Below are 25,309 nucleotides of genomic sequence, written 5' to 3' on the forward strand. Positions count from 1 at the left end.
ACGGAGAGGCAGTTATGCAGGCACAGAATATTATCTTCCCGGCGCAAATCCTGCGCGGCCCCGGCGTTATCTCTCAGCTTGGTGACATTTGCGCACTGCTGGGTACGCGTGCGCTGGTGATTGGTGGCCATCAGTCGCTGGCCGCCGTGGGGGATAAAATCCGCCACCAGCTTGAGGGTTCCGCCGTGGAACTGGTTGGCAGCGAATGGTTTGGCGGGGAAAGCAGTGAGGGCAATATCAGCCGCCTGGCTAAAATCGTTAAAGATAAAAAAGCCGATATCGTGATTGGTGTGGGTGGCGGCAAATCTCTTGATACCTGCAAAGCCGTTGGCGTGGAAACCAATGTGCCGGTTGTGACGATTCCGACGATTGCCGCGACCTGCGCCGCCGTCACGCCGCTGACCATCCGTTACCACGACGACGGTCATTTCCGGGATTTATTCCCGCTGCCACAGGCACCGGCTTCGGTGATCATCGACAGCGAAATTCTGGCTGTTGCCCCGTTGCGCTGGCTGGCTGCTGGCCTTGGCGACACGCTGGCAAAATGGTATGAATTCCGTGCCATCAGCAGTCATCATGGCCAGCTGAGCGGCGTCGCACGTTCTTCCAGCGCCAACAGCCGGATCTGCTATGACCTGATCGAATCTTACGGCCCGGCGGCCTGCGACGCCGTCCGCGCAGGTAAACCGAACGCCGGGCTGGATCAGGTACTCGATGCTATTTTCATGTTTGCGGGCCTGACATCGCTGATGAGCAGCGGGGCACATGCCGCTGCTTCCCACGCCATTTATGAAGGTTTCACGGTCTGTGATAAAACCCGTGAATTCGGCCATGGTCTGCTGGTCGGCTTCGGCAACCTGTGCCTGCTGGCGCTGGAAAACCGCAGTGATGAGGAACTGCTGGAAGCCGTCAGACTTGCGCAAGCCTGCGCTGTGCCGCTGCGTCTGAGTGAGATTGCCGATCTTAATGAGGATGAGCTGGAAAGTATTGTGCAGGCATCACTGCATGCGCCGGATATGGCGAATATGCCGGAACAGGTGACGGCGGAGGCGCTGTATGCGGCAATTGCGAGGGTGGAGGAAATGGGGGCGAGAATTTAAGGTTTTTTAGAGTTTCAGGTGTGTCGTGCAAGCTTTAACTTATTGGTTTTTCATTAATACCCCCTCCCGGCCTCCCCCTTCGCAGGGGGAGGAGCAAAAGCCAATCCCACAAGCAACCCGGTCGGCTCCCTCCCCTGCGAAGGGGGAGGGTTGGGGTGGGGTATTACAGACAAAACAGTAACTTATGTACACTCCGGTTGAACGCCGAGCTTGCACGGGGCCTGAGCCAACCCGTGTCTGACATCAGATCCCCGCCAGATATCCGCCGTCCACATAGAGCACCTGCCCGGTGATATACGCCGCGGCCGGACTGCTCAGAAATACCGCTGCGCCGATCAGATCTTCCAGTTCGCCAAATCTTCCCAGCGGGATCTTTGCCTGCATCTGCCGGCACCAGGCGGCGTTGTCATAAAACTCAGCGGTCAGGTCTGTTTTGAAATATCCCGGTCCGATGCCGTTCACCCGGATGTTTTTACAGGCCCATTCTGTCGCCAGAGTATGTGTCAGGCCGACCATCGCCGATTTAGATGCGCCGTAAGCAGCAGCGCCGGGCACGCCGACCTGGCTGGTCAGGGAGCACAGATTCAGGATGCTGCCACCGCCATTTTCAGCCATCAGCCGCGCTGCGGCCTGGGCACAGAAAAATGCGCCTTTAAGATTGGTGGTCAGAATGCGGTCCCACAGCACTTCGTCGACATCCATCGACGGGCATAACTGTTCAGTACCGGCATTGTTAACCAGCACATCCGGCGGTGCGGGCAGGGAGGCGAAAGCGTCGGCAAAAGTGGCGGGCTGCGTGACGTCCAGTACCAGCGGCGTGGCGTCACCGCCTTGCTGGCGGATTTGTTCGCAAACGGCATTCAGCGTGGTGATATCACGCCCGGAGACAATGACGCTGGCTCCGGCTTGTGCCATACCTGAAGCCAGGGCCTGACCAATGCCGCGTGAACTGCCGGTGATCAGTACCCGCCTGCCTTGCAGCGAGAAACGTTGCAGGGAGAAAGGAGAGGCCATCAGGGTCTCCCCACCGGGCTTATCCGCGCCAGCCAGTCGCTGAACTCATCGGTATCTTCGACCGGTTCGCTGCCGAGCATGACGGCCATTGCCAGCCCGAGGGCGGAACTGGTTGGCGTATGGCCGCTGAAACCTCCGGCGCGTAAATCCAGCACCAGCGTCGGGCAGCAGAACATGGCGAGCCGGAAGATCCGCTGCCAGTGGGGGGGCAGCCAGCCGTGGCGGGCGAGTTGCGTCAGTAACGGCTGCCAGTATTCCTCGCCTTTGTCGCGTAAAAACGCTGCGCGCAGCGGGGTTAACTGCCAGTTATGATCGACATATAACGTGTCGCCGCGACGCATCACGGTTACTTTGTAAAGTTCGCCGCAGCGTGCAGGTTCATACAGCCACAGCGGATGGGCAAAAATGTTGTGGAATGTGGCTTTGATTTCCGCCAGTAGCGCCGGAATATTGCGACCGGCAAACGCCGGGTCGAAGCTGACCAGTTGCGGGATTTCCTCCGTAGTGTCGTACCAGACGTTGGCATTATGCGCGTCACCGTGCGCGGTAATCACCCCGTGATCGGCCAGTGCCGCCGGTGCCAGGCGGACGCCTGCTTCACTGAATAGTTGGCGTAAACTGTGCTGATAAGCCACGCCGTTGATTACCCATCGCAGGTTGCTCAGTGTCTGCCATTCCAGTTCCTCATCTTCCAGCCGGAAGGTTTTACCGACGTAAAAACGGGCCACGCGACCACCAAAACCCGCGGTGATTTCCGGGTTTTCCGGAGAAATTAGCCGGTGATAGAACAACTGATGGACAGGTTCGGCCGCCACCGCACTGACTGAGCCGGGTTTCAGCGTCGGCAGGGTATGGGTCAGAATATCGCGGTCAGCGCGGCGCTGTGCCTCTTCGATTTCCGCTTCCTGGTCCCACGCCTGCTGCTGTTCGATATCGCGGCAGATGTCCGCCATGCGCCGGTCATGGCGCAGGGTGTACATCAGAATCTGCCGCCCCGGCTCGCCGCAGGCATAGACAGGAACATCCACGCGAAAGCCGCTTTCACGCAGCAATTCTGCGTTGTAATACTCCTCGATGGTTTTATCTTCGCCTTCTTCATTGTGATATTTGAAGAACAGGGCGCGGCCATCCTCAAGGGTTACGGTGCCGTTGAGAGAGTTGAGGCTGTACTGATCGCGGTTGATGGTGAGCTGACCGGCAGCCACGCCGGTGACTTCGCCGATAAGCTGGCGCAAAACGTCTGCCGCCTGCTGCCATTCTCCCGCCTGCACTAACTGACGCGCCTGCGCGGCCAGCGGTTCACTGCCCGTCATATTGCTCATCGTTACTGGCCTTTTTTGTTGATGATCTCAGTGCGTAAAGCCGATACCGCCAGCGCGTGGCCGGGGAATCCTTCATACAATGCAAAGGCGTGTGCTTTATCGGCCAGCGGCTGATAGCCTTCGCGGGTGACATAGCCTACGGAGATCCGTTTCATGTAATCGAACACAGACAGCGGCCCGACGGTTTTCGCTGCGCCATTGGTCGGCAGAACTGCGTTCGGTCCGAGGACGAAATTCCCCAGCGTGATCGGTGTGTAATTGCCCAGCAGGATTTCACCGGCATTGCGGATTTTGCCCATCACGGCCATCGGTTCTTCGGCCAGAATTTCCAGATGTTCCGGCGCGTACTGATTCACAAATTCAACGGCTGCGGTGAAATCTGCTGTCAGCACCACGCCGCCGTGGGTTCCGCATAATACGGCCTGTGAGAATCCGGCCCGTTTTTCATCGAGCTGCGCCCAGTAACCGGGCAGTGCGGCGATGGCCTGTTCAGCGACCCGACGGCTGCTGGTGACCAGATACGCCGAAGAATCCGGGCCATGTTCTGATTCGATGATCAGATCCAGCGCTGCCAGCGCACCGTCCACGGTGTCATCGGCGAGGATCAGGCTTTCGCTTGGACCGGCAGGAATGCCGGGGTCGATCAGATTCGAGAGTTGACGCTTGGCGGCCACCACCCACGGGCTGCCGGGGCCGACTATCTTCAGGCACTTCGGCACGGTTTCCGTGCCGAATGCCACGGCAGCGACGCCCTGTGCGCCGCCGCATTTGTACACTTCGGTAATGCCAACCAGACGTGCGGCCACCAGCGTGGCGTCATCGACTTTGCCGTCGGGGCCAGGCGGGGTGATGACAATGGCGCGTTTTACCCCTGCGACCACCGCCGGAATGGTGGTCATCAGTAACACGCTTGGGAATGAGCCTTTGCCGCGTGGCACGTAACAGGCTACGGAATCGATAGGCACATGGCGGTCACCGGCAAAGGCGCCGGGGCGGATTTCTTTCATCCACATGTCTTCCGGTTTTTGTGCTTCATGGAAGGCGCGGACGTTTTCGACGGCGAAACGGATCGATTCCACTACCTGCGGATCGAGGCGTTCAAACGCCGTTTCGAATTCCGTATCTTCCGCCAGAATGCTCATATGCGGCGCGGTAACGCCGTCGAAATCGCGGGCAAAACGGCGCAGGGCGGCATCGCCTTCGGTACGCACCGCTTCAATGATCGGCGCAACGCGCTCAGTGAAAAACGACAAATCGGCTTCCGTGCGTTTGAACAGCTCCGCTGGCAGTTCAGACGAATCACTCAAATCATGAAAAGTTACGGCTTGAAAAGGTGCAGACATGGTCAATCTCCGGTTATCAGGCCAGTGCAGCGCGGGGATGGCCGCTGCGGATAGTGTGCAGGACCTGGCGTTGCAGATCAGTGAATTCAGGGCTGGCGCTCAGTTCCTCACGGCGCGGACGCGGTAACGGCACGTCGTAAGTCGCGGCAATCGTGCCGGGGCCCATCACCACAATGCGGTCAGAAAGATATACCGCTTCTTCAATATCGTGGGTGACGAACATGACGGTCAGCCGGTGTTGCTCCCAGATGCCGGTCAGTAATTCCTGCATCTGATGGCGGGTCATGGCATCCAGCGCGCCAAAGGGTTCATCCATCAGCAGGATTTTAGGGCGGTAAGACAGCGCACGGGCGATGGCGACACGCTGTTTCATGCCACCGGAAAGCTCCGCGGGCCAGGCATCAGCAAACTGCGTCAGTTGCACCAGTTCGAGATGCTGACTGGCTTTTTCACGGCATTCCGCGCGGCTGAATCCGGCAGCTTTCAGCGCAAACTCAATGTTCTGACGCGCTGTCAGCCAGGGCAACAGGGTGTATGACTGAAACACCACGCCACGGTCAATGCCCGCGCCGCGAATGGTTTTGCCATCCACCTGAACGTCGCCGCTGTCGTAATCCTCAAGCCCGGCTGCAATCGACAATAAGGTGCTTTTGCCACAGCCGGATGTGCCAACCACCGAAACAAATTCATTGTCCGCCAGTGTCAGGCTGATGTCGTGCAGCACTTCGCGCGTTTGTTTGCCAACCTGAAAACTTTTGTGCAGATGGGAAATGGTTAACACCGACATCAGGCGCGCCTCTTGTTGTAGCGGAACAGCACGCGCTCAAGTGCACGCATGATCTGATCGCTGATTAAACCCAGAATACCCAGCAGCAGGATGTAGCCGATGATGGTGTCAGTCTGGAAGAAACGTTGCGACACCACGATGCGGTAACCGAGCCCGGACGTGGATGCCACCAGTTCGGCCAGCACCAGCCATGTCCACGCCCAGCCGAGACTGATGCGCAGTGCGTCCCAGATACCCGGCAGTGCACCGGGTAAAACGATGCGGAACAAGATTTTGCGGTCCGGCATGCCTAACGTGCGGCCTAAACCGACAAAATCGCCGGGCACCCGTTTCACTGCGTCGATCACCATCAGAACCTGCTGGAAGAATGTGCCGATCCAGATAATCAGGAATTTCTGCACATCGTCGGTGCCGGTCCACAGAATGGTCAGCGGCACGAACGCCACCACCGGCATGTAACGGATAAAGTCCACCAGCGGTTCGGTCAGCGCTTTGAAGAAACCGTAACAGCCTGCCAGCACGCCAATCACAATCGACATCACTGAGGAAATCGCGAAGGCGATACTGATGCGGTACAGGCTGCTTTTAATGTCGCTCCATAGCGTGCCGTCCTGCGCCAGACTGACCATTTTCAGCCAGACATCGGTCAGTTTGGGCAGGAAAATCGGCGGGATCGCGCCGCTGCGTGTTGCCAGCCCCCAGGCAAGAAATAGGATCACGAACAGCGTGACCGCAATGCCGACGAACACTTTGCGCGACGGCAGGCGGCCAATCACCATCAGATTGAGCGGTTTACGACGCGAACTCATGGCAGGCTGTTCACGAAGCTGGCGTCAATCACCCCGGCGGCGGTTACCGGTTTAGGAATAAGCCCGGCGGCGGTGGCGGCTTTGAGCACGTGGGCGAAGGTCTGGTCGGAGAAGGAATGGCTGAGCACCTGTTTGTTTTCCGCCAGCGAGTAATATTTCACGCCGTCAAACGCGGTTTCCAGATCTGCAGGCGTTGCGCCAACCGCTTTGGCAATGATGGCGCGATCCGCTGTGGTATTGGCCTGATAATGGGTCAGGGCGGCGTCCCAGCTTTTGATCAGCGCAGCGATTTGCCCCGGTTTTTCTTTCAGTACGGAATCACGGACCACCAGCACATCGCCAATCAGGCCGGGATCGGAAGAGCCGCTGTAGAGCATTTTCAGCGACGGGTCCTGTTTTTTCGCGGCAGAAATATAGGGTTCATAAGTGACGGCAGCAGTGACGCGTTTGGCAATCAGCGCGCTGCCCGCAGAATCGGCTGGCATCGGCACCGGTGTGATATCACTCCATTTCAGACCTGCAGAATTAACGGCGCTGTGCAACAGAATGTCGCTGGTGGTGCCTTCTTCAAAGGCCACCTGCTTGCCTTTCAGATCTTTCAGCGTGGTGATGTCTTTGCCCACCAGCAGGGCGTCTGCGGTTTCACTTTGATCCAGTAACAGCACCACTTTGATCGGCAAACCGGCAGAGACCATCGCCATCGCGGTATGTGTGGCAATGTTTGCGCCGTCGATCTGGCCGCTGGCTAAGGCGGCGTTGATGTCTTTATCTTCGGCGAAGTTAATGATATCGACCTTCTCCAGCCCCTGTTGTTTAAAAATGCCCTGACTTTGTGCGACGTGCCACTGGCCGTAACCCAGCCAGGGTTCAATGCCCATTTTGAACGTGCCCGCTTCGGGTGCAGCGGCGGAGGTGCTCAGGCTGAATGTGCTGAGTGCGCCAAGACAACAGGCCAGAGCCAGTTTGTTTTTGAAGAAACCCGTAAAGGTCTGAGAAGGTGACATAATTTCCTCGCTTGGTGTGGGAAGAGAAAAAGACGGCCAATAAAAATCCTAATGTGCAACCCTGTATAGACAAGTAGGTGAAGCAATTACTGCGCCACAGTTGAAATCGCAGAAGGAAATCATGCAGGGCTTTGATGTTATACATTTTTAGATAATTAATGAGAAGAAGGTAAATGAACTTATAATTAAAAGTGATAATCCGCACCACAACATGACTTTCTTTGCACCTTCAGGGTGCAGAAAAACAGTGATATACAAAGGGTGCATAAGCCGGTCAGCTGGCTCTGGCTTCAGGAACGGGGATTAATGCCTGTTTAAGGGCGTTGTAAAATAACGTCATCACCGAATTAAACGGTGCGCCTTTTTTCAGTACAAGGCTGAACGGTGTGGCAATTTCAATATTCTCCGGCATCAGTGCGCGGAGTTTATTTCCGCCCATAAAGGCACTGGCGTAATGTTCAGGCAGAAATCCGAGATAATTTCCCGTCATCAGCAGCATGGTGACGGCTTCGACTTGCACCGCAATGGCGTGCGTGGAAGTGACATCCGAAAAGATATTTTTTTTACTGTGATTGGCGTAAAAATGATTCACCATGTGCGACGATTTGATCTGTGATTCTTTTATTTCAGCGGCAGGGACGCTGAACAGCGGATGTTTGTCGCCGCAATAAAGATAAGCCATTTCATGATAGAGGAAATAGTAAGCAAACTCCGGTTTTTCCTGATACACCGGCATGATGCCACAGGTAAAACGTCCGTCGATAATCCCGCGTTCAATCTCGTCCAGCTGAGTGGCGTGCAGGCGAATACTGACCTTCGGTGCCTGACGGTAAATCTCACCCAACGCACTGACTACGGGCGATTGCGGGTCAGTGATGGTGTTGTCGATGATGCCAATATTCAGCTCGCCAAACAGTTCATGACGGGCGTGATTGAGTTTGTCGCGAAACTGATTGATGGATGAAAATAAATCAAGGCAGGCCTGATAAGCCACTTTACCGTGTTCGGTTAAATAAAATCCTTCGCGTCCTCGGGTGCAAAGTTTCATGCCAAAACGGATTTCGAGATCAGAAATTTGTTTACTGATCGCCGCCAGGCCAATATTCAGTTCATTGCATGCGGCGGTAAAGCCACCGGCTTCCACCACGGTTTTAAAGACGCGCAAAAGTTTTAAATCGGCGACGCCAAGGCTGTGCTGGTTAATATCACTTTTTGCGGGTGATGTGTTTCCTGATTTGGAAAGTGGACTTTCCATAATTAATATTTACCCCCGCCTTTAAAATCTACACCATCAAATTCACGTAGCCTCACTCGTTATTACCTTGCAAGCCTCAGATTGTTCAGTGTCATTCGTCATGTTGCCGGAAGGGTTTTATTTTCTCTTACCGTCAGACATGCCACCGGATCCAGGTTTGCAACATTTATGCCATACAAGGAAAAAATTATGTCGCAACAGCCAGAATTACTGTGGGGAGCACGCTTCAAACACGGGCCAGCCGCCGCATTAAGCGCGTTATCGCGCAGCCCGGAATATTATTTTTCCCTTGCCGAATATGATCTGGAAGGGTGCCGCGCCCATGCGTATGAATTAAGCCGCGCCGGTTTACTCGACGAAAATGAAACCGTCCTGATGGTGGAGGCTATTAAACAACTGGCGAAGGATTTCCGTGCCGGCATTATTCAGCCGGTTCAGGGGGATGAAGACGTTCACACGTTTATCGAACGCAGCCTGACCGAGCGGCTGGGGGAACTCGGCGGCAAGCTGCGGGCAGGACGTTCACGTAATGATCAGACCGCTAACGATTTACGCCTCTACCTGCGCGACCACGCCCGCAAGATTGTGGCGGCATTGCTCGAACTTCAGACTGCACTGGTGAAGCAGGCGGAACAGCATATTCATACGCTGGCACCGGGCTTTACCCATCTTCAGCAGGCGCAGCCGATTGTGTTCGGGCATCAGCTGATGGCGCATGCGCAGTCCTTTTGCCGTGACATTGAACGCTTTCAGGACTGGGATAAGCGTTGCGCACTGTCGCCTCTGGGCGCGGCGGCGATGGCGGGTTCTGCCATTGCCCTGCACCCGGAACTCTCCGCCAAAGATCTCGGTTATGACGGCGCCTGTGAGAACTCGATTGATGCCGTGGCCAGCCGGGATCACGTCGCAGAATTCCTGTTTGCGGGCAGTATGCTGAGCGTCAATCTTTCCCGCATCAGTGAAGAAGTGTGTCTGTGGGCATCGCGCCAGTTCCGCTGGGTTGAACTGGACGACGGCTACGCCACCGGCAGTTCCATCATGCCGCAAAAGAAAAACCCGGATATCGCTGAACTGACGCGCGGCAAAAGCGGACGGCTGATTGGCAACGTCACCGCCATGCTGACCACCATGAAAGGCCTGCCGCTTTCCTATAACCGTGACCTTATCGAAGACAAACGTAATGCGCTGGATACCGTCGAACAGTTGCTGTTAGTGCTGCCTGCGATGGCGGGCATGATCGATACCATGACCGTCAATGTTGAGCGTTTACGGGAACAGGCACCGGAGGGCTTTACGCTGGCGACTGAAGTGGCCGACTGGCTGTCGCGCCGTGGCGTGCCGTTCAAGGAAGCCCACGAAATCACCGGCAAACTGGTGCAGGTGTGTGAGCAACATAATCTGGCGCTGCACGAGGTCAGCGACGCGCAGTTACTGGCAGTAGACGCACGCCTGAGCGCCGACGTGCGTGAATGCCTGACGCTGGAAGCGGCGATCAACGCCCGCAGCGGCAAAGGCGGCACGGCGCCGGTGCGGGTGGAGGAGCAAATTGCGCGGCTGAAAATTCGTCTGCAGGCGCAGGCGAACTGGGCTATAGGCTACGCTGGCTTGTCTTTATAACCGGGCGGGAGAAGGCTTATGACCCCTTATCAGAAAATGTCGGAAAACGCGAAAAGCGCAGAGATTGATCTCAGCGAATATCACTACGTGCCGCAACGTTATTACGGCCGGATTTTTGCCTCGGTGGTGATCCTGCTGCTGCTGGCGTTGCTGGTGAATGCCTTTGCGCACGGCAAAATCGAATGGCAGTACGTGGCGCAGTTCCTGACTGCCAAAGCCATTCTGTTCGGTCTGGGCAATACCATTGTGATGTCGGTGCTGGCGATGGCGCTGGGGATCGTGTTCGGGGTGATTATCGCCGTGATGCGCATGTCGCAAAACCCGGTCCTGCGCAGCGTGGCGATGGGGTATACGTGGATTTTTCGCGGCACTCCGCTGATTTTACAACTGTTGCTGTGGTTTAACCTGGCGCTGATTTTCCCGGTCATCGCCATTCCCGGCGTATTCAACATTCAGACCGTCGATATCATGACGCCGTTCACCGCCGCGCTGCTCGGCCTGAGCATTAATCAGGGCGCGTACACCTCGGAAGTGGTGCGTGCCGGGCTGATCTCGGTCGATCTCGGGCAGTACGAAGCCGCGAAATCCATCGGTATGACCCGTCTGCACGCGCTGCGGCGGATTATTTTGCCCCAGGCAATGCGGGTGATTATCCCGCCCATTGGTAACGAATTCATCAGCATGGTGAAAACCACCAGCCTTGCCAGCATGATCCAGTATTCCGAAGTGCTCTATAACGCGCAGACCATTTACTTCGCCAATGCGCGGGTAATGGAACTGCTGTTTGTGGCGGGCATCTGGTATCTGGTGGTGGTGACCGTGCTGTCGCTCGGGCAGAACCGTCTGGAACGATATTTTGGCCGTGGCACCCGCCGCCGCACCAGCCACTGACAGGAGCCTGACCATGAAAAGTATTATCAAAGCCGTCAACGTCAATAAGTACTTTGATCAGTTTCAGGCGCTGAAAAACGTCAATCTTGAGGTTAAACACGGCGAAGTGATGTGCATCATCGGGCCTTCCGGCTCAGGGAAAAGCACATTTCTGCGCTGCATCAATCAACTTGAGCGTATCGACAGCGGGGGCGTCTGGGTCGATGACGAACTGGTCGGTTACCGCATGGACGGCAAAAAGCTGTATCCGCTTAATGACCGGCAGATTGCCCGTCAGCGGCTGAAAACCGGCATGGTATTCCAGCGTTTCAATCTGTTCCCGGACAAAACCGCGCTGGAAAACATCATCGAAGGACCGTGTCAGGTGCTGCTGCGTCCGGTGAAAGAGGCGACGCAGGAAGCGATGGCGCTGCTTGAACGCGTCGGGCTGGCGCATAAGCGTGATGCTTATCCGCTGGAACTTTCCGGCGGCCAGCAACAGCGCGTGGCGATTGCCAGGGCGCTGGCGATGAAACCCAAAGTGATGCTGTTTGATGAACCCACCTCGGCGCTCGACCCGGAGATGGTGGGCGAAGTGCTGGCGGTGATGCGCGGCCTGGCGGCAGAAGGCATGACCATGATTGTGGTCACGCATGAATTAGGTTTCGCGCGGGAAGTGGCAAACCGCGTGGTCTTCATGGACGAGGGCGGAATTATAGAAAGTGGTAATCCGGAAGATATTTTGCTCAACCCGCAAAATCCACGGACGCAGAACTTTATTTCTGCCGTCCTGATCTGACCCTTTTGACGTTAACTTTTGACTATGGGAATGCCTTCATGAAAAAAACATTGTTGTCCCTCATTACCGCTGGCGTGCTGCTGAACGGCGCTGTTTCTGTCGCCAGCGCGGCAGAGCTGAAGCAAAAAGACGAAATTAAAGTGGCGATGATGCCGAACTATCCGCCGCTGGAATTCAAAGATCCGGCCACCGGTAATCTGACCGGCATGGATTACGATCTGGGCATGGAACTCGGCAAACGCCTGAACCGCAAAATCAGCTGGCAGGAAATCGGCTTCGAACAGATGGTTAACGCCGTCGCCACCCATCGTGTCGATATGATTTTATCCGGTATGACCGACACCAAACCGCGTCAGGACATCGCCACGTTCGTCGATTACTACAACAGCGGGCCGCAGTTCTATACCACCGTCGCGCACAAAGAAATCAATACCATGCTGGATTTGTGCGGCAAGAAAGTCGGCACCAGCCGCCGTACCACATTCCCGGCTGAAATTGCGGCCTGGAGTGAAGCTAACTGCGTTCCGGCAGGTAAGCCCGCCATCGTGGTGATTGGCGCGGAAGGCACGGCGGATGCGCGCACCCAGTTGCGTCAGGGGCGTATTGAAGGCGTGGTGCAGGGCAGCGAAACCCTGCCGTACATCATGAATCTGGAGAAAGACACCTATAAACCGCTGGGCAAAGCTTTTGCCTATCAGGTGACCGGTATGGGGATCAGCAAGGACGATCAGCCGCTGATTGACGCGGTAAAAGGCGCATTGACCGACATGATCGCCGACGGTACCTATCTGAAAATCCTCACCAAATGGGGTTTGCAGGATGGTGCAATCCAGGAAGTGACCATCAACAAAGGCAAATAACCTCAGGTGACGGACTGACTCATGACGATTTCACAACAGGCGGCCAGTTTATGGCCGCAAAACAAACGCGGCTGCATGGCGCTGGCGTTTGACCTCGACGGCCCGACCGGCGATGCGATGCTTAACGGCACCCTCTGGCAGAAAGCGGATTACTTTACCTTCGGCGCTTACGGGCCCTACCGCGCGCTGGAGCGCATTCTTGATTTGCTTGATGATCACCAGCTTCCGGCGACATTTTTCATCCCCGCGTGGGTCGTGGAGAACTGGCCGAAACAGTGTCAGGCGATTGTCGGACGCGGCCATGAAGTGGCGTATCACGGTTACCGTCATGAGTCTTTTTACGCCATCAGCGCGGAGAAGCAGTTGTGGGTGATGCAGAAATCCCGCGAGATTTTCTGGCAGTTTCTCGGCATCCGAGCCGAGGGTTTTCGCACGCCTTCCGGTGACTGGCATGCAGAAACCCCCGCCATGTTACTGGAGGCGGGCGTGACCTATTCCAGCAGTATGCGCGGCGACGACCGGCCTTATCTCATCAACGTTGCGGGGCATGATCGCCCGCTGGTGGAAATCCCGGGCCGCTGGGAAATGGACGATTACGCTTCTATTGCTTATACCCGCGAGCCGAATTTCCCCTCAGGCTTAGACCGCACCGCCAGCTATGAACTGACGCTGGATAACTGGTGTCGTGAATTCGATGGCGCGATGGATGAAGGGCTGAGCCTGACCACGTTGTTCCATCCCAAAATCAGCGGAAAACCCGGACGCATTATGCTACTTGACGCATTTTTTGCTCACCTGAAAGCGCGGGATGACGTGTGGTTTGCACGTTGCCGGGACGTCGCGCACTGGTGGATGCAGGAGCATGCCAATGACTGAACAAAACTGGCCCGCAGGTTACCGCTCTGCGGTGGTGATTACTGTTGATTTCAATGATATTCACGGCATTCTCAGTCAGGTGCCTGCGGTGGCCGGACGCGAAAAAACGCTGTCCGTCTGGCGTTATGGCACGCTGCGCGGCATCGACAGGCTGCTGGCTTTGCTGGAGGAGAAAAACCTGCGCAGCTCGTGGTGTGTGCCGGGCATTGTGGCGGATGAAAACCCGCAGAAGATCCGTGATATAGACCGTGCCGGTCACGAACTGGCGACCTGTGGCTATGAATTCGTCCATTTTGACGGCCTGTCGTTGCATCAGCAAACTGACAGCCTGCAACGGGGTAAAGCGGCGCTGAAAGCGCTGACGGGTAAAGTGCCACGCGGCTTTCGTTTGCCCGCCGGTAACTGGGCGCCGGGCTTTGCGGATGTGCTGGCGGATGAAGGATTCAGCTGGACATCCGGCTGGCGCGGGGATGATTTACCCTATTTCCAGCCGATGCAGGATGGTCTGGCGTCGCGGCTGGTGGAACTGCCGCTGCATTATGAAATGGAAGACGAGCCGTATTTTGCCTTTAACCTCAGCCCGGCGGTGCCTCCGGCGCAGTCGCGGATTGCCTCTTACCGCCATACCCTCGGCAATATGAAGATGGATTTCGACGGTTTCCACCGTTTTGGCCTGTGTTACGTGCTTCGCCTGCATCCGGAAGTGATCGGCACGGCAGGGCGCATTGGTATGCTGGCGGAACTGCTGGATTACATCACTTCGCACCCGGATGTCTGGGTGGCGACGGCCGGCGAAGTCGCGGACTGGTGGTCGCAGAATCAGCCGCAAAACGAGGCGTCGCATCCGGCGCAAATCTGGATGCAACACACCGCGCCGGGAGTCAGCTATGAGTAATGTTTCACAACAGCAGCTTCTGGCCGGATTCGTGGTGAACACCCGTTTTGAGGATTTGCCGCCACGGCTTGTTGAACGCGCCAAACGGCATATCCTCGACACGCTCGGCGCGGGGCTGGTGGGATCCGCCAGCGATGTTGCAAAACAGGTGGCGGCGATGATCCTCGGTGAAGGCGCATTGCCGCTTTCGCCGGTGTGGGGCTGTCGCGAACTGACGTCGCCGCGCAACGCCGCGCTGCTTAACGGCGTGGCGGCGCATGCGCTGGAACTTGATGATACCGGCGGTTGCGATCATTCCGGCGCGGTGGTGATTCCGGCTTTGCTGGCAGTACTGCCGTTATGCCCGCAACCGGTCAGCGGAAAAGCGTTTATCACTGCGGTCGTGATCGGTTATGACGTGGCGCGCCGCGTGCTGGAAGCCTGTGGCGGATATTCACCACATAACGGCGCAGGCTGGCATTCGACATCCACCTGCGGCGTGTTTGGTGCGGCGGCGGCAGCCGGAAAATTAATGGGGCTGAATGCGGCGCAAATCAGTTCGGCATTAGGCATCTCCGGCAGTTTCAGCGGCGGCTTGTGGGCGTTTATCCACGACGGTTCGCAGAGTAAAAAACTGCACGCCGGACGTGCTGCCGAAGGCGGTGTGCTGGCCGCGCTGAGTGCCAGGCAGGGCATCAGCGGCCCGTCGCAGTTATTCGGGGATAAATGGGGAGGATTTCTTTCCACGCTGGCCCCTGCCAGTGCAACGCCGGAAGCGCTGACCGCGCAACTGGGGGAAATCTGGAAGCTGGAACGTTGTTCCATCAAGCCTTACGCCTCCTGTCGTGGCACGCATTCAGCCATCGACGCCACCGGCATTTTGCTGGAAAGACTGAATGCCAGCGCGGGGGATATCGAAAAAATCGTTGTGCGCTTGTGTCCGTTCCTCAACGGCATGTGCGGCGACAACGAAATCGCCACGCTGGCCGCCGCGCAGATGAGTATCCGCTACGCTATCGCCGCCCGTGTGGTCTTTGGACACGCAGGGCTGGCGGCGTATGACGCTGATAAACGTCAGGATCCGGCCTTGCTGGAGATGATCCGCCGGATTGATTTGCGGGAAGACGACACCCTGAGCGCCGACGGCGAGCCGGATGTCACGCTCTTCACCCGTTCTGGCCAGTCGCAAACCCTGCGGGTTGATGTCGCGCTTGGCGCACCGGGAAATCCGGTTTCTGATGAGCAGCTTAAACAGAAGTTTATCTCGCTGGCGACGCGGGTGATGTCGGCGGAAGGGGCAGAGAGAATATGGGAGCAGGGGATGCGGCTGGAACTGGCGCGAGATATTAATGCGTTCATCGGGCGGTAACTCCTTCCCCCTTCGCAGGGAGCGGTGCAAAGAGACAGGGCAAATTTTTCACTTGTTCATCCTGCGTGGCTGGTGTCAAATCAGATGATTAGCCTCCAGCGGGTAAGACCGTTAAATAAAGGAAATCCTATGACCCAGACCCTGCGTACCGGCCTCGTCGGCTACGGCTTCGCCAGTAAAACCTTTCATTCACCCCTGATTGATGGCACGCCCGGCCTTGAGCTGGCGGTGGTTTCCAGCAGCGATGCGGGCAAAGTCCATGCGGACTGGCCCAATGTGGAGGTGGTAGATTCGCCGGAAAAGCTGTTTGCCGATGCGTCCATTGATCTGGTGGTGATCCCGACGCCCAATACCACCCATTTCCCGCTGGCGAAACTGGCGCTGGAAGCGGGTAAGCACGTTATCGTGGATAAACCCTTTACCGTAACACTTGAGGAAGCCCGCGAGCTTGACGCGCTGGCGCGTGAAAAAGGCAAGGTGCTGTCAGTATTTCATAACCGTCGCTGGGATTCGGATTTCCTCACGGTTAAAACGCTGATTGAAGAAGGTGCGCTCGGCGATATCGTCTATTTCGAATCCCATTACGATCGTTACAAACCGCAGGTTCAGCAGCGCTGGCGTGAAAGTGATGCGCCGGGCAGCGGCATCTGGTTCGATTTGGGTTCGCATCTTCTGGATCAGGCGCTGCAATTGTTCGGACTGCCGGAAACGTTGCAGGCGGATCTGGCTGTACTGCGCCCCGGCGGTAAAGCCGTGGACTATTTCAACGCGGTGCTGACCTATCCGCGCCGTCGCGTGGTGTTGCACAGTACGGTGTATGCGGTTGCCGAAACTGCGCGTTTTATCGTGCAGGGCGAAAAGGGCAGCTACGTGAAATTCGGGCTGGATCCGCAGGAAGATCGTCTGAAAGCCGGTGAACGTCTGCCACAGCCTGACTGGGGATTCGACAAGCGCGATGGTGTGATTACGCTGAGCCACGAGGGCGTACTGGCGGAAAAATCGCTGCTGACCATTCCGGGCAATTACCCGGCTTATTATGCCGGGGTGCGGGATGCCATTAACGGACAGGGCGACAATCCGGTTCCGGCGGCGGATGCTATCCGTGTGATGGAAATGCTCGAACTGGGGATGCAGTCCTCAGAACAACAGGCGACCCTGAAAGTCATCAAGAACTAACACGTCGTCTACGCTTCTTAAGTGTCACTTTGGTGGCACTTTTATTTTTCATTTGTTATTCACTTTGCAAGGAAGGTTCATGTCCTGGTTACAACGTCTGAAAATCGACAAGTTTTTGCTGATCCTGGTTTGTGTTGTCGTGGTCGCCTCATTTTTCCCGTGTGAAGGCATTTATAAAACCTTCTTCGGTTACCTGACCACGGCCGCTATCGCGCTGCTGTTCTTTATGCACGGTGCGAAGCTTTCCCGTGAAGCGATCATGGCGGGTATCAGCCACTGGCGTCTGCACGTTGTGGTGTTCCTCAGCACCTTCGCGTTGTTCCCGCTGCTCGGTCTGGGCATGAAATGGCTGGTGCCGGTAGGGATCCTGACGCCGACGTTGTACTACGGTTTCCTGTATCTCTGCGCACTACCTGCGACCGTGCAGTCTGCGATTGCTTATACTTCGGTGGCGGGCGGTAACATTCCGGCGGCCATTTGCAGCGCGTCGGCATCCAGTATTCTTGGCGTGTTCCTCTCGCCGGTGCTGGTCGGCCTGCTGATGCATACACAGGGCGGCACCACTGACACCCTGCATGCCATCGGTTCTATTGTGCTGCAACTGATGGTGCCGTTTATCATCGGGCATCTTTGTCGTCCGCTGATTGGCGGCTGGGTACAGCGTCACAAGAAAATCGTCAACGTCACTGACCGTTCATCGATTCTGCTGGTGGTATATGTGGCGTTCAGTGAAGCGGTGGTGCAGGGGATCTGGCATCAGATCAACGGCTGGTCGCTGCTGGCGATCCTCGGCTGTTCTGTTGTTCTGCTCACTATTGTGCTGATCATCAACACTTACGTGGCGCGTCTGTTTGGCTTTAACACCAAAGATGAAATCACCATTGTGTTCTGCGGGTCGAAGAAGAGTCTGGCGAACGGTATTCCGATGGCGAACGTGCTGTTCCCGGCTGCCGCCGTAGGGGCGATGGTGCTGCCGCTGATGATTTTCCACCAGATCCAGTTGATGGTGTGCGCGGTACTGGCCTCACGCTATGCCAAACGTGTGGCACGTGAAGAAGCCGCAGCACTGCTGAAGAAAGAAGAAGTAAAAACGGTTTAACAGGTTGAATCAAAAAGAAAAGGGCGGAGATTATTCCCGCCCTTTTTTATTATCACAGAAAGCGTTACGCCGCTACTTTGTCGCGAATGGCCTGCTTTTCAGCATCGGTCAGGAACGCCATGGTCAGGCCGTTTTCCTGTGCCTTGCGGATCTCGTCTGGCGTCAGCCCGGCAGCCGGTGCGGCGACGTTATATTCGTTAGCAATCTCAATGCCCTGAACCGCCGGGTCATCGGTATTGATGGAAGCCAGCACGCCGTGACGCAGGAAAATCGCCAGCGGATGCTGCTCAAAAGAGGCAACGGTGCTGGTCTGTATGTTGGAAGTCAGGCAGGATTCGATACCAATCTGATGCTTCGCCAGGAAATCCATCAGTTCCGGATCCTGTGCGGCTTTCACACCGTGGCCGATACGCTCTGCGCCCAGCTCGCGGATCGCCTGCCAGATGCTTTCCGGCCCTGCGGCTTCACCGGCGTGCACGGTAATGCGCCAGCCTGCGTCACGTGCACGGTTAAAGTGGCTGAGGAACAGACTGCCGGGGAAACCCAGTTCATCACCGGCCAGATCCAGTGCGGTAATGCCGTCGCGGTGCGCCAGCAAACCCTCAAGCTCTTGCTGGCAGGCATCTTCACCAAAGGTACGGCTCAGAATGCCAATCAGACGCACATCGATATCATGATGTTGCTGACCTTCGCGGATCCCTTCAATCACCGCTTCCACCACGCCAGCGACCGGCAGTTTGTGGTTCATCGCCATGTAATACGGGGAGAAACGCAGCTCGGTATAATGCAGACCGGCCCGCGCCGCATCTTCAACGTTTTCTTTGGCGATACGGCGGCAGGCATCGAGATCGCCCAGCACTTTTACGCCCCAGTCGAGTTTCTGCAGAAAACTCACCAGATCCGGTTCGGTATGCATCACCTGGACATGCGGGCGCAGGGCTTCAAGTTCATTGGCAGGCAAGGTCAGGTTAAACTGACGGCCTAAATCGAGAATGGTTTGAGCGCGGATGTTGCCATCAAGGTGGCGGTGAATGTCGGTCAGGGGAAGGCGTGTGTCGATCATGGTGTGCACTCATTATTATTGAAATGTGCGGGGCATTATAACTGTATTTAGTTGCGCAACAAGAAGGGTTTTGAATTTGCTCCCTCCCCTGCGAAGGGGAGGGTTGGGGTGGGGTATTAAAGAAATATCAGGAGGTTGAAGTGTGAATCGACCAGGTGTTTGCCCTTAAAACCCTCTCCCGTCCTCCCCCTTCGCAGGGGGAGGAGCTTAGACCAACTCCCTGATAGCATTGATTAATTTTTCAACACCCGCTTCCACCTTCGATCTCGGACAGCCAACATTCAGGCGCAGGAAGCCGTTGCCTTCTTCACCGTAGGTATAACCCGGCATGATGGCGACTTTTTGATGTTCGATCAGCTCATTTTGCAGTTGATTATCGTCAAGCCCGAGCGGGCGCAAATCAATCCAGGCCAGATAGGTGGATTGCGGCGGCTGCCAGTTGAGCTGCGGGAAGGCGGCGTTCAGTTGTTGCGCAACGTATTGCAGATTGCCCTGTAAATATTCCCGCAGCGCGTCAAGCCAGGGTTCACCGTGATGATACGCGGCAACGTGCGCATGAATGGCCAGCACTGCCGGAGACGATAAGCCATCGCAGGATTTTAGCTGATGCAGATACGCCTCGCGCGGGGCCTGATGGCTGATCAGGCCGTAAGCGCCGGTCAGCGCCGGGATGTTGAAACTTTTCGAGCCGGAGGTCAGTAGCGCCCATTCGCCGCGTGCGACTTCATTCCACGGCGTATGGCGGTTTTCGCCCCAGACCATATCCATGTGGATTTCATCACTGATCACCCGCACGTGGTGGCGTTCGCAAAGTTCTGAGATGAGCGCCAGTTCTGTACGCGTCCAGACTTTACCGGTCGGGTTATGCGGGCTGCACAGCAACAGCAAAGAGCAGGCCGGTTGCGCCAGCAGGCTTTCCAGATGTTCTGCGTCCAGTGCCCAGTCGTTAGCGTTTTTAATCAGCGGACAGGCCAGCATCCGGCGCTGATTGCCATCCACAACTTTGAAGAAGGCGTCATAGGCGGGCGTAAATGTCACCACGCCGTCGCCCGGCTGGCTCCACTGGCGGATCAGTTGCGCAACCATGTAAATCACTGACGGGCCGTAAACCACCATTTCGCGGTCAATCTGGCTGTTAAAACGTTGCTGATACCAGTGCGCCACCGCGCCGAGGAAATCATCGTGATGCCAGCGGCTGTAACCAAGCACGCCGTGTTGCAGACGTTTTTGCAGCGCATCGAGAATGCAGGGCGCGGCAGGGAAATCCATGTCGGAGATGGTAAATGGCAGTAAGTCTGCGCTGCCGAAACGGTCAGCGACGTAATCCCACTGGGTGCACCAGGTGCCATGACGGTCGGTAACGGTGGAGAAATCAAAAGTCATTCTTTTCACTCCCTGAATAAAGCAGAAAAGGGCGACCGGAGTCGCCCTGTTAATCATAGTTACGCGATAGCCGGTTCCGGCGCGGGCTGACTCGCCGCGGTGCGGATCAGGTAATCAAGTTCATCTTTCACTGATTGCACCTGCGGACCAATCACCACCTGCAGATTGTGTTCGTTAAGATGCACAACACCGATGGCGCGGTTGGCTTTCAGCGTGGCATCGTCAACCAGCGACATATCTGCCACGGAAAGACGCAGGCGGGTGATGCAGTTATCCAGAGAAACGATATTACCGGCACCGCCCAGCGCGCTCAGAATAACCGGCACGTTGTAGCCAGATTTACTGGAAGACGGCACCGCAGCGGCAGCAGGCATGTTCTCAGATTCACGGCCCGGGGTTTTAATGTTAAAGCGGGTGATGGAGAAGCGGAAGATAGCGTAGTAAGCCGCGAACCAGATAGCCGCCACAACCGGCACCAGATACCACTTGGTGGCAGTGCCGTGCAGGATACCGAAGACCACAAAATCGATGATGTTGCCGTCAGTATTGCCGATGGTTACACCCAGAACCGACATGATGGTGAAGCCCAGACCGGTCAGAATGGCGTGGATCACGTACAGAACCGGCGCAACAAACAGGAACAGGAATTCGATCGGTTCAGTGGTGCCGCCAACCACACAGGCAACCACGCCGGAAATCAGCAGGCCTTTAATTTTATGACGGTTTTCAGGTTTCGCGCAGTGGTACATCGCCAGTGCAGCACCCGGCAGGCCGCCGAGGAACGCAGGCATTTTGCCCTGAGAAAGGAACTGTGTCGCGCTTTCAGAAAAACCGTGCGTGGTCGGGCAGGAAAGCTGCGCCTGGAAGATGGTCAGCGCGCCGCTGACTTCGCGACCACAGACATCCAGCGTACCGCCAGCTTCGGTGAAGCGGATCAGTGCAACCAGAATGTGATGCAGACCAAAAGGTAACAGCAGACGCTCGCCGGAACCGAAAATCATCGGACCAAATACCCCTGCGCCCTGAATCAGGCGGCCCAGACCGTTAATGCCAGCAGCGAAGAAAGGCCAGATCAGCGGGATAAGCAAACCGACCAGACCGAGCACCACAGTGGTGACAATCGGGACAAAACGCGTGCCGCCGAAGAAGGCCAGCGCATCCGGCAAACGGATCGTGTTGTAGCGCTCGTGCAGGATGTACACGATGATACCGACAATTACTGCGCCCAGAATACCGGTGTCGATAGACTGAATGCCGAGGATCATCTGGATATTATTGGCTTTCAGCACCATCGGGTCGACGGTCGGCAATGTGCCGTTGGCGGTCAGGAAAAAGTTAATCGCCAGATTCAGCACGGCGAAACCGACGAAGCCGGAGAAAGCCGCCACACCTTTGTTTTCACGCACCATGCCCAGCGGGATAGCGACAGCAAACATTACCGGCAGGAAGCTGAAGGCAAACGATCCGACTTTGCTCATCCAGACGAAAACCAGTTGCAGGATCGGATTCCCTAATGCGGGGATCAGCGTCACCACATCATGACTGCTTAACGAACTGCCGATGCCCAGCATGATGCCGCAGAACGACAGCAGGGCGACCGGAAGCATGAAAGTTTTCCCCAGGCTTTGGAAGAATTCCCAAAGTGTGACACGTTGTTTTTTATTTGCAGGCATACCCGCTCCATGAGTTGTTTTATTAAGCTGCTTTTGATGGCGGCTAAGATAAAACGTTTTACCTAAATAATACGTGTCGTACCTCACAATATTTAATGATGCTTGCACTACGCTGGTGAAAGGAAGGTTAAACGTTTTACTCAAAGAGTGGAATTAGGTATAACTGTCTGACCACGCTAATTATTCCAGCCTTCGAGTAAAGCGGGCGGGCAGGGATCCTGTTTCATGGCATTTCAAATCAACGGCAACACCCGATGAACCCTAAAAAAATCACGATCGTAGATGTGGCGCAGCACGCGGGAGTGTCCGTGACCACGGTTTCACTGGTGCTCAGCGGCAAGGGACGGATTTCCCAGACAACCGCAGAACGGGTTAACCGGGCGGTTGATGCGCTGGGTTTTGTGCGCAACCGGCAGGCGAGTACGCTGCGCGGCGGAGAATCCGGCGTGGTCGGGCTGATAGTCCGCGATATCTGTGAACCGTTTTATGCCGAAATGACCGCCGGTCTCAGTGAGATGTTTGAAGCGCAGGGCAAAGTGTTATTTCTGCTGCAAAGCGGCCCGTCCGGTAAAGGGCTGATGCGTTGTTTCGATACGTTGCTGACCCACGGCGTGGACGGCATTGTGATCGCCGGTGGCGTGAATACCCTCGGTGGGTTGAGAGAAAAGGCCGAAGAACATGGCGTCCCGTTGATTTGCGCCGCGCGCTCCGGCGGCATTGAGGGGGTGGACGTTGTCCGTCCCGATAATATGCTTGCGGCGAAAATGGCCACGGAATATCTGATCAAACAGGGCCACAAACAAATCGCCTATCTTGGCGGATTGAGCAATTCGTTAACCCGCGCCGAACGCCTCGGCGGCTTCTGCGCCACACTGCTGCAATACGGTCTGCCATTTCGCACTGAATGGATTATCGAATGTGACTATCAGCAAAAATGTGCCGCCGATGCTGCCGAAACCTTATTATCCCGCTATCCGAAAATCAGCGCGATTGTCTGCCATAAATCTTCCGTCGCACTGGGTGCCTATTTCGGCGTTCTGCGCACCGGCGCACAAGTCGGCGGCGGGGCAGTAGACAGTTTCTTCCAGCAAAAAATTGCCCTGATAGGTATGGAAGATGCACCGGAATCGGAGCTGACCGAGCCTCCGCTGACCTCCATTGCGAACTCCGCACGGGAAATTGGCCACGCAACGGCCAGGCGCTTGTTGCTGAGGATTGGCGGGCAGAATCTGGAAGCGCAGAATATTATTGTGCCACCGGGGCTGGTGGAGAGGGAATCGGCTTAGCTGATGCCTGAGCGGGCGCTCCGGAGCGCTTTTAAATTTAGAATCCAGGTCAAGGTTGTGGGTTGCCGCCCACAGTGGCTCAAAGAATTTGAAACGAACCCCCTGGAATCCTGCATTTTTCTCACTGCGCGCTGTTGCCGGAGTCGGTGTTCCAGCGGGCGGGGTCACAGCCGCAAGCCCAGGGTGTTCGTCTGGATTTATTCCACCGTCGAATATTTCACGTAGTGATTGGAACAGTTAAAGTGCGCGACATAACCCAGGGTGCCGTTCGGACCTTTCGCGCTGAACGGGATGTTATAGGTCCCTTTGTCTTCTTTAGCGTCATCGCTGATGAAATTCAGAACCGGCACCGACGTGCCCATGTTGTCTTTATCATTGCCCCAGTTAGGGATACGGTTTTCCATGTAATCACGGGTGACCGTATCGATGGCATTGTCCTTGCTGATATCGGCACACGCACCTTCTGTGGAGCGCTGCATCCACCACGGGTAGATATACACTGAGCCCAACATCAGCACCATCAAAACGAAAATGACTGAAACAATCCCGATCAAAACAACTTTACTCATAATGCTTGCCACTCCTGAAAATTATCAGTCAAATCATAAGCTGCCTGAATAAATCAATATTAAACGCCAGGCGCGAAAGCGCGTATGTTACGCCACTTACTCAGCAGAGGTTAAGTAATATCAGCCTTTCTGTTGCATTCGCTTACAGAAGCCAATGCCCCGGACAGCGCGCCGGGGTGTTAGCCTTTTTACAACATACATTGTTTACGTAAGGAGTCAGGCATGAGTCAGCAACAACCCACGGTCGCCGTACTGGGGCTGGGCGCAATGGGGCACGCGTTCGCCGCTAACCTGATCAAAAAAGGGTTCAATACCCGCGTCTGGAACCGGACGGCTTCACGGGGTGATGATTTGGTGAAAGCCGGTGCGACACGCGGCCGGACACCCCGTGAAACCGCTGAAGGGGCGGATGTGGTGATTACAATGCTGTCCGATGGCAAAACGTCCCTTGACGTTTATCAGGGTGACAACGGTTTGCTTGCCGGCCTGAAACAGGGCGGCATTATCGCTCAAATGGGAACGCTCGGCGTAGACGCGACGGAATCTTTGATGGCGCTGATTAAAACGCTGCGTCCTGATGTGGTGTTCTTTGATGCACCGGTTTCCGGGACGAAAGCACCGGCCGAGCAGGCGCAAATTGTGGTGCTGGCCAGCGGGGATCGCGAAGCGGGTGCGGCTATTGAGCCGGTATTTGCCGCCATTTCCAAAGCGACAAAATGGCTGGGCGAAGCCGGGCGTGCATCCAGAATGAAACTGGTGGTCAATGCCTGGCTGATTGCCATGATGGAAGGTATTGCAGAAACTACGCAACTTGCCGAAGCGCTGGGTTTCACCCCCGACGATCTGTGGAATGTGCTGGAAGGCGGTCCGCTTGCTGCGCCGTATATCAGGGGCAAAATGGAGATGTTCAAAAGCGGTGATTACACCCCGCAGATGCAGCTGACCTGGGCCCTGAAAGATATCAATCTGGCGCTGGAAGCGGGCAGTAATCTTGAACTGCCGGTGATGAAACGTATCAGTCAGACCTGGCAGGGTGCGGTCGATGGCGGTTATGGCGGGAAGGATCTGGCGGTGGTGTATCACTATCTTGGCAATAAGTCTTAAGTCTTAAGTCATTAGAAATTTGTGAATAAATCAGCGGCCTGTCCACGGAAGGGCTGG

Annotated in this window: 23 protein-coding genes; 12 read left to right on the forward strand and 11 right to left on the reverse strand. The window is 56.0% G+C overall.

Features of this window, described 5'->3' with window-relative positions; all coding sequences use genetic code 11:
* Positions 1 to 14 precede the first annotated feature (14 nt).
* Entirely contained in the window at positions 15 to 1,100 is a 1,086-nt protein-coding gene (locus EX31_RS06775) for an iron-containing alcohol dehydrogenase family protein (protein WP_037033987.1), read from the forward strand.
* 243 nt (positions 1,101 to 1,343) lie between these two features.
* On the opposite strand, the gene EX31_RS06780 is transcribed toward EX31_RS06775, so the two are convergent.
* The 7 genes from EX31_RS06780 to EX31_RS06810 form a co-directional block, all read right to left on the reverse strand.
* A complete protein-coding gene (locus EX31_RS06780) occupies positions 1,344 to 2,114 on the reverse strand; it encodes an SDR family NAD(P)-dependent oxidoreductase (RefSeq protein ID WP_037033988.1) in 771 nt (256 codons plus the stop codon).
* Positions 2,114 to 3,436, reverse strand: a complete 1,323-nt coding sequence (locus EX31_RS06785) for a hypothetical protein (protein WP_037033989.1) — start codon at positions 3,434 to 3,436, stop codon at positions 2,114 to 2,116. Before EX31_RS06785 ends, EX31_RS06780 begins: the two co-directional genes overlap by 1 nt.
* Positions 3,437 to 3,438: 2 nt before the next feature.
* Positions 3,439 to 4,779 (reverse strand): histidinol dehydrogenase, encoded by a 1,341-nt coding sequence (gene hisD / locus EX31_RS06790; RefSeq protein WP_013575482.1) that lies wholly within the window; start codon positions 4,777 to 4,779, stop codon positions 3,439 to 3,441.
* A gap of 16 nt (positions 4,780 to 4,795) precedes the next feature.
* Positions 4,796 to 5,566, reverse strand: coding sequence for an ABC transporter ATP-binding protein (locus EX31_RS06795; protein ID WP_037033990.1), 771 nt, complete (start codon positions 5,564 to 5,566; stop codon positions 4,796 to 4,798).
* Positions 5,566 to 6,375: an ABC transporter permease gene (locus EX31_RS06800; RefSeq protein WP_013575484.1), complete on the reverse strand. Its 810-nt coding sequence runs from the start codon at positions 6,373 to 6,375 to the stop codon at positions 5,566 to 5,568. Before EX31_RS06800 ends, EX31_RS06795 begins: the two co-directional genes overlap by 1 nt.
* On the reverse strand, positions 6,372 to 7,379 hold the full coding sequence (locus EX31_RS06805) for an ABC transporter substrate-binding protein (protein WP_013575485.1): 1,008 nt from the start codon (positions 7,377 to 7,379) through the stop codon (positions 6,372 to 6,374). The genes EX31_RS06800 and EX31_RS06805 overlap by 4 nt, the downstream gene beginning before the upstream one ends.
* Positions 7,380 to 7,653: 274 nt before the next feature.
* Positions 7,654 to 8,634, reverse strand: coding sequence for a LysR family transcriptional regulator (locus EX31_RS06810; protein WP_037033991.1), 981 nt, complete (start codon positions 8,632 to 8,634; stop codon positions 7,654 to 7,656).
* A 189-nt stretch (positions 8,635 to 8,823) separates the two neighbouring features.
* Between EX31_RS06810 and argH the strand changes: the two genes are divergently transcribed.
* The 9 genes from argH to EX31_RS06855 all read left to right on the forward strand — a co-directional run bounded on the left by argH (position 8,824) and on the right by EX31_RS06855 (position 18,174).
* Positions 8,824 to 10,251 (forward strand): argininosuccinate lyase, encoded by a 1,428-nt coding sequence (gene argH / locus EX31_RS06815; protein ID WP_037033992.1) that lies wholly within the window; start codon positions 8,824 to 8,826, stop codon positions 10,249 to 10,251.
* Between the two features lie 18 nt (positions 10,252 to 10,269).
* Positions 10,270 to 11,142 (forward strand): amino acid ABC transporter permease, encoded by an 873-nt coding sequence (locus tag EX31_RS06820; RefSeq protein ID WP_037033994.1) that lies wholly within the window; start codon positions 10,270 to 10,272, stop codon positions 11,140 to 11,142.
* Positions 11,143 to 11,155: 13 nt separating this feature from the next.
* On the forward strand, positions 11,156 to 11,920 hold the full coding sequence (locus EX31_RS06825; RefSeq protein WP_013575489.1) for an amino acid ABC transporter ATP-binding protein: 765 nt from the start codon (positions 11,156 to 11,158) through the stop codon (positions 11,918 to 11,920).
* A gap of 38 nt (positions 11,921 to 11,958) precedes the next feature.
* Positions 11,959 to 12,780, forward strand: a complete 822-nt coding sequence (locus EX31_RS06830; RefSeq protein WP_013575490.1) for an ABC transporter substrate-binding protein — start codon at positions 11,959 to 11,961, stop codon at positions 12,778 to 12,780.
* Between the two features lie 21 nt (positions 12,781 to 12,801).
* The gene (locus EX31_RS06835; protein ID WP_037033995.1) at positions 12,802 to 13,656 is read left to right on the forward strand and encodes a polysaccharide deacetylase family protein; all 855 of its coding nucleotides are present in this window, start codon (positions 12,802 to 12,804) and stop codon (positions 13,654 to 13,656) included.
* A complete protein-coding gene (locus EX31_RS06840) occupies positions 13,649 to 14,551 on the forward strand; it encodes a polysaccharide deacetylase family protein (RefSeq protein ID WP_037033996.1) in 903 nt (300 codons plus the stop codon). Before EX31_RS06835 ends, EX31_RS06840 begins: the two co-directional genes overlap by 8 nt.
* Complete coding sequence (locus tag EX31_RS06845) at positions 14,544 to 15,899, forward strand: MmgE/PrpD family protein (RefSeq protein WP_037033997.1); 1,356 nt, start codon at positions 14,544 to 14,546, stop codon at positions 15,897 to 15,899. Before EX31_RS06840 ends, EX31_RS06845 begins: the two co-directional genes overlap by 8 nt.
* Positions 15,900 to 16,028: 129 nt before the next feature.
* The gene (locus EX31_RS06850; protein ID WP_037033999.1) at positions 16,029 to 17,075 is read left to right on the forward strand and encodes an oxidoreductase; all 1,047 of its coding nucleotides are present in this window, start codon (positions 16,029 to 16,031) and stop codon (positions 17,073 to 17,075) included.
* Positions 17,076 to 17,154: 79 nt separating this feature from the next.
* Complete coding sequence (locus tag EX31_RS06855; protein WP_013575495.1) at positions 17,155 to 18,174, forward strand: bile acid:sodium symporter family protein; 1,020 nt, start codon at positions 17,155 to 17,157, stop codon at positions 18,172 to 18,174.
* A 64-nt stretch (positions 18,175 to 18,238) separates the two neighbouring features.
* Here the strand turns inward: EX31_RS06855 and add are convergent, their stop codons facing one another.
* From add to malX, 3 genes are all read right to left on the reverse strand, one after another.
* On the reverse strand, positions 18,239 to 19,237 hold the full coding sequence (gene add / locus EX31_RS06860) for an adenosine deaminase (RefSeq protein ID WP_037034001.1): 999 nt from the start codon (positions 19,235 to 19,237) through the stop codon (positions 18,239 to 18,241).
* A 207-nt stretch (positions 19,238 to 19,444) separates the two neighbouring features.
* Positions 19,445 to 20,620: a MalY/PatB family protein gene (locus EX31_RS06865; protein ID WP_037034002.1), complete on the reverse strand. Its 1,176-nt coding sequence runs from the start codon at positions 20,618 to 20,620 to the stop codon at positions 19,445 to 19,447.
* Between the two features lie 59 nt (positions 20,621 to 20,679).
* Positions 20,680 to 22,293 carry a maltose/glucose-specific PTS transporter subunit IIBC gene (gene malX, locus EX31_RS06870; protein ID WP_037034003.1) on the reverse strand — a complete coding sequence of 538 codons (1,614 nt, stop codon included), beginning with the start codon at positions 22,291 to 22,293 and terminating at the stop codon, positions 20,680 to 20,682.
* A gap of 254 nt (positions 22,294 to 22,547) precedes the next feature.
* Here malX and malI point away from each other — a divergent pair, with 254 nt between their 5' ends.
* Entirely contained in the window at positions 22,548 to 23,579 is a 1,032-nt protein-coding gene (malI, locus tag EX31_RS06875) for a Mal regulon transcriptional regulator MalI (RefSeq protein WP_037034005.1), read from the forward strand.
* Between the two features lie 197 nt (positions 23,580 to 23,776).
* Here malI and EX31_RS06880 read toward each other — a convergent pair whose 3' ends face one another.
* Positions 23,777 to 24,148 carry a YebF family protein gene (locus EX31_RS06880; protein ID WP_037034006.1) on the reverse strand — a complete coding sequence of 124 codons (372 nt, stop codon included), beginning with the start codon at positions 24,146 to 24,148 and terminating at the stop codon, positions 23,777 to 23,779.
* A gap of 222 nt (positions 24,149 to 24,370) precedes the next feature.
* On the opposite strand from EX31_RS06880, the gene EX31_RS06885 reads away from it, so the two are divergent.
* Positions 24,371 to 25,252: an NAD(P)-dependent oxidoreductase gene (locus EX31_RS06885; protein WP_037034007.1), complete on the forward strand. Its 882-nt coding sequence runs from the start codon at positions 24,371 to 24,373 to the stop codon at positions 25,250 to 25,252.
* Positions 25,253 to 25,309 lie beyond the last annotated feature (57 nt).

It is taken from the genome of Rahnella sp. WP5, assembly GCF_000745615.1.
GTDB lineage: Bacteria > Pseudomonadota > Gammaproteobacteria > Enterobacterales > Enterobacteriaceae > Rahnella > Rahnella aceris.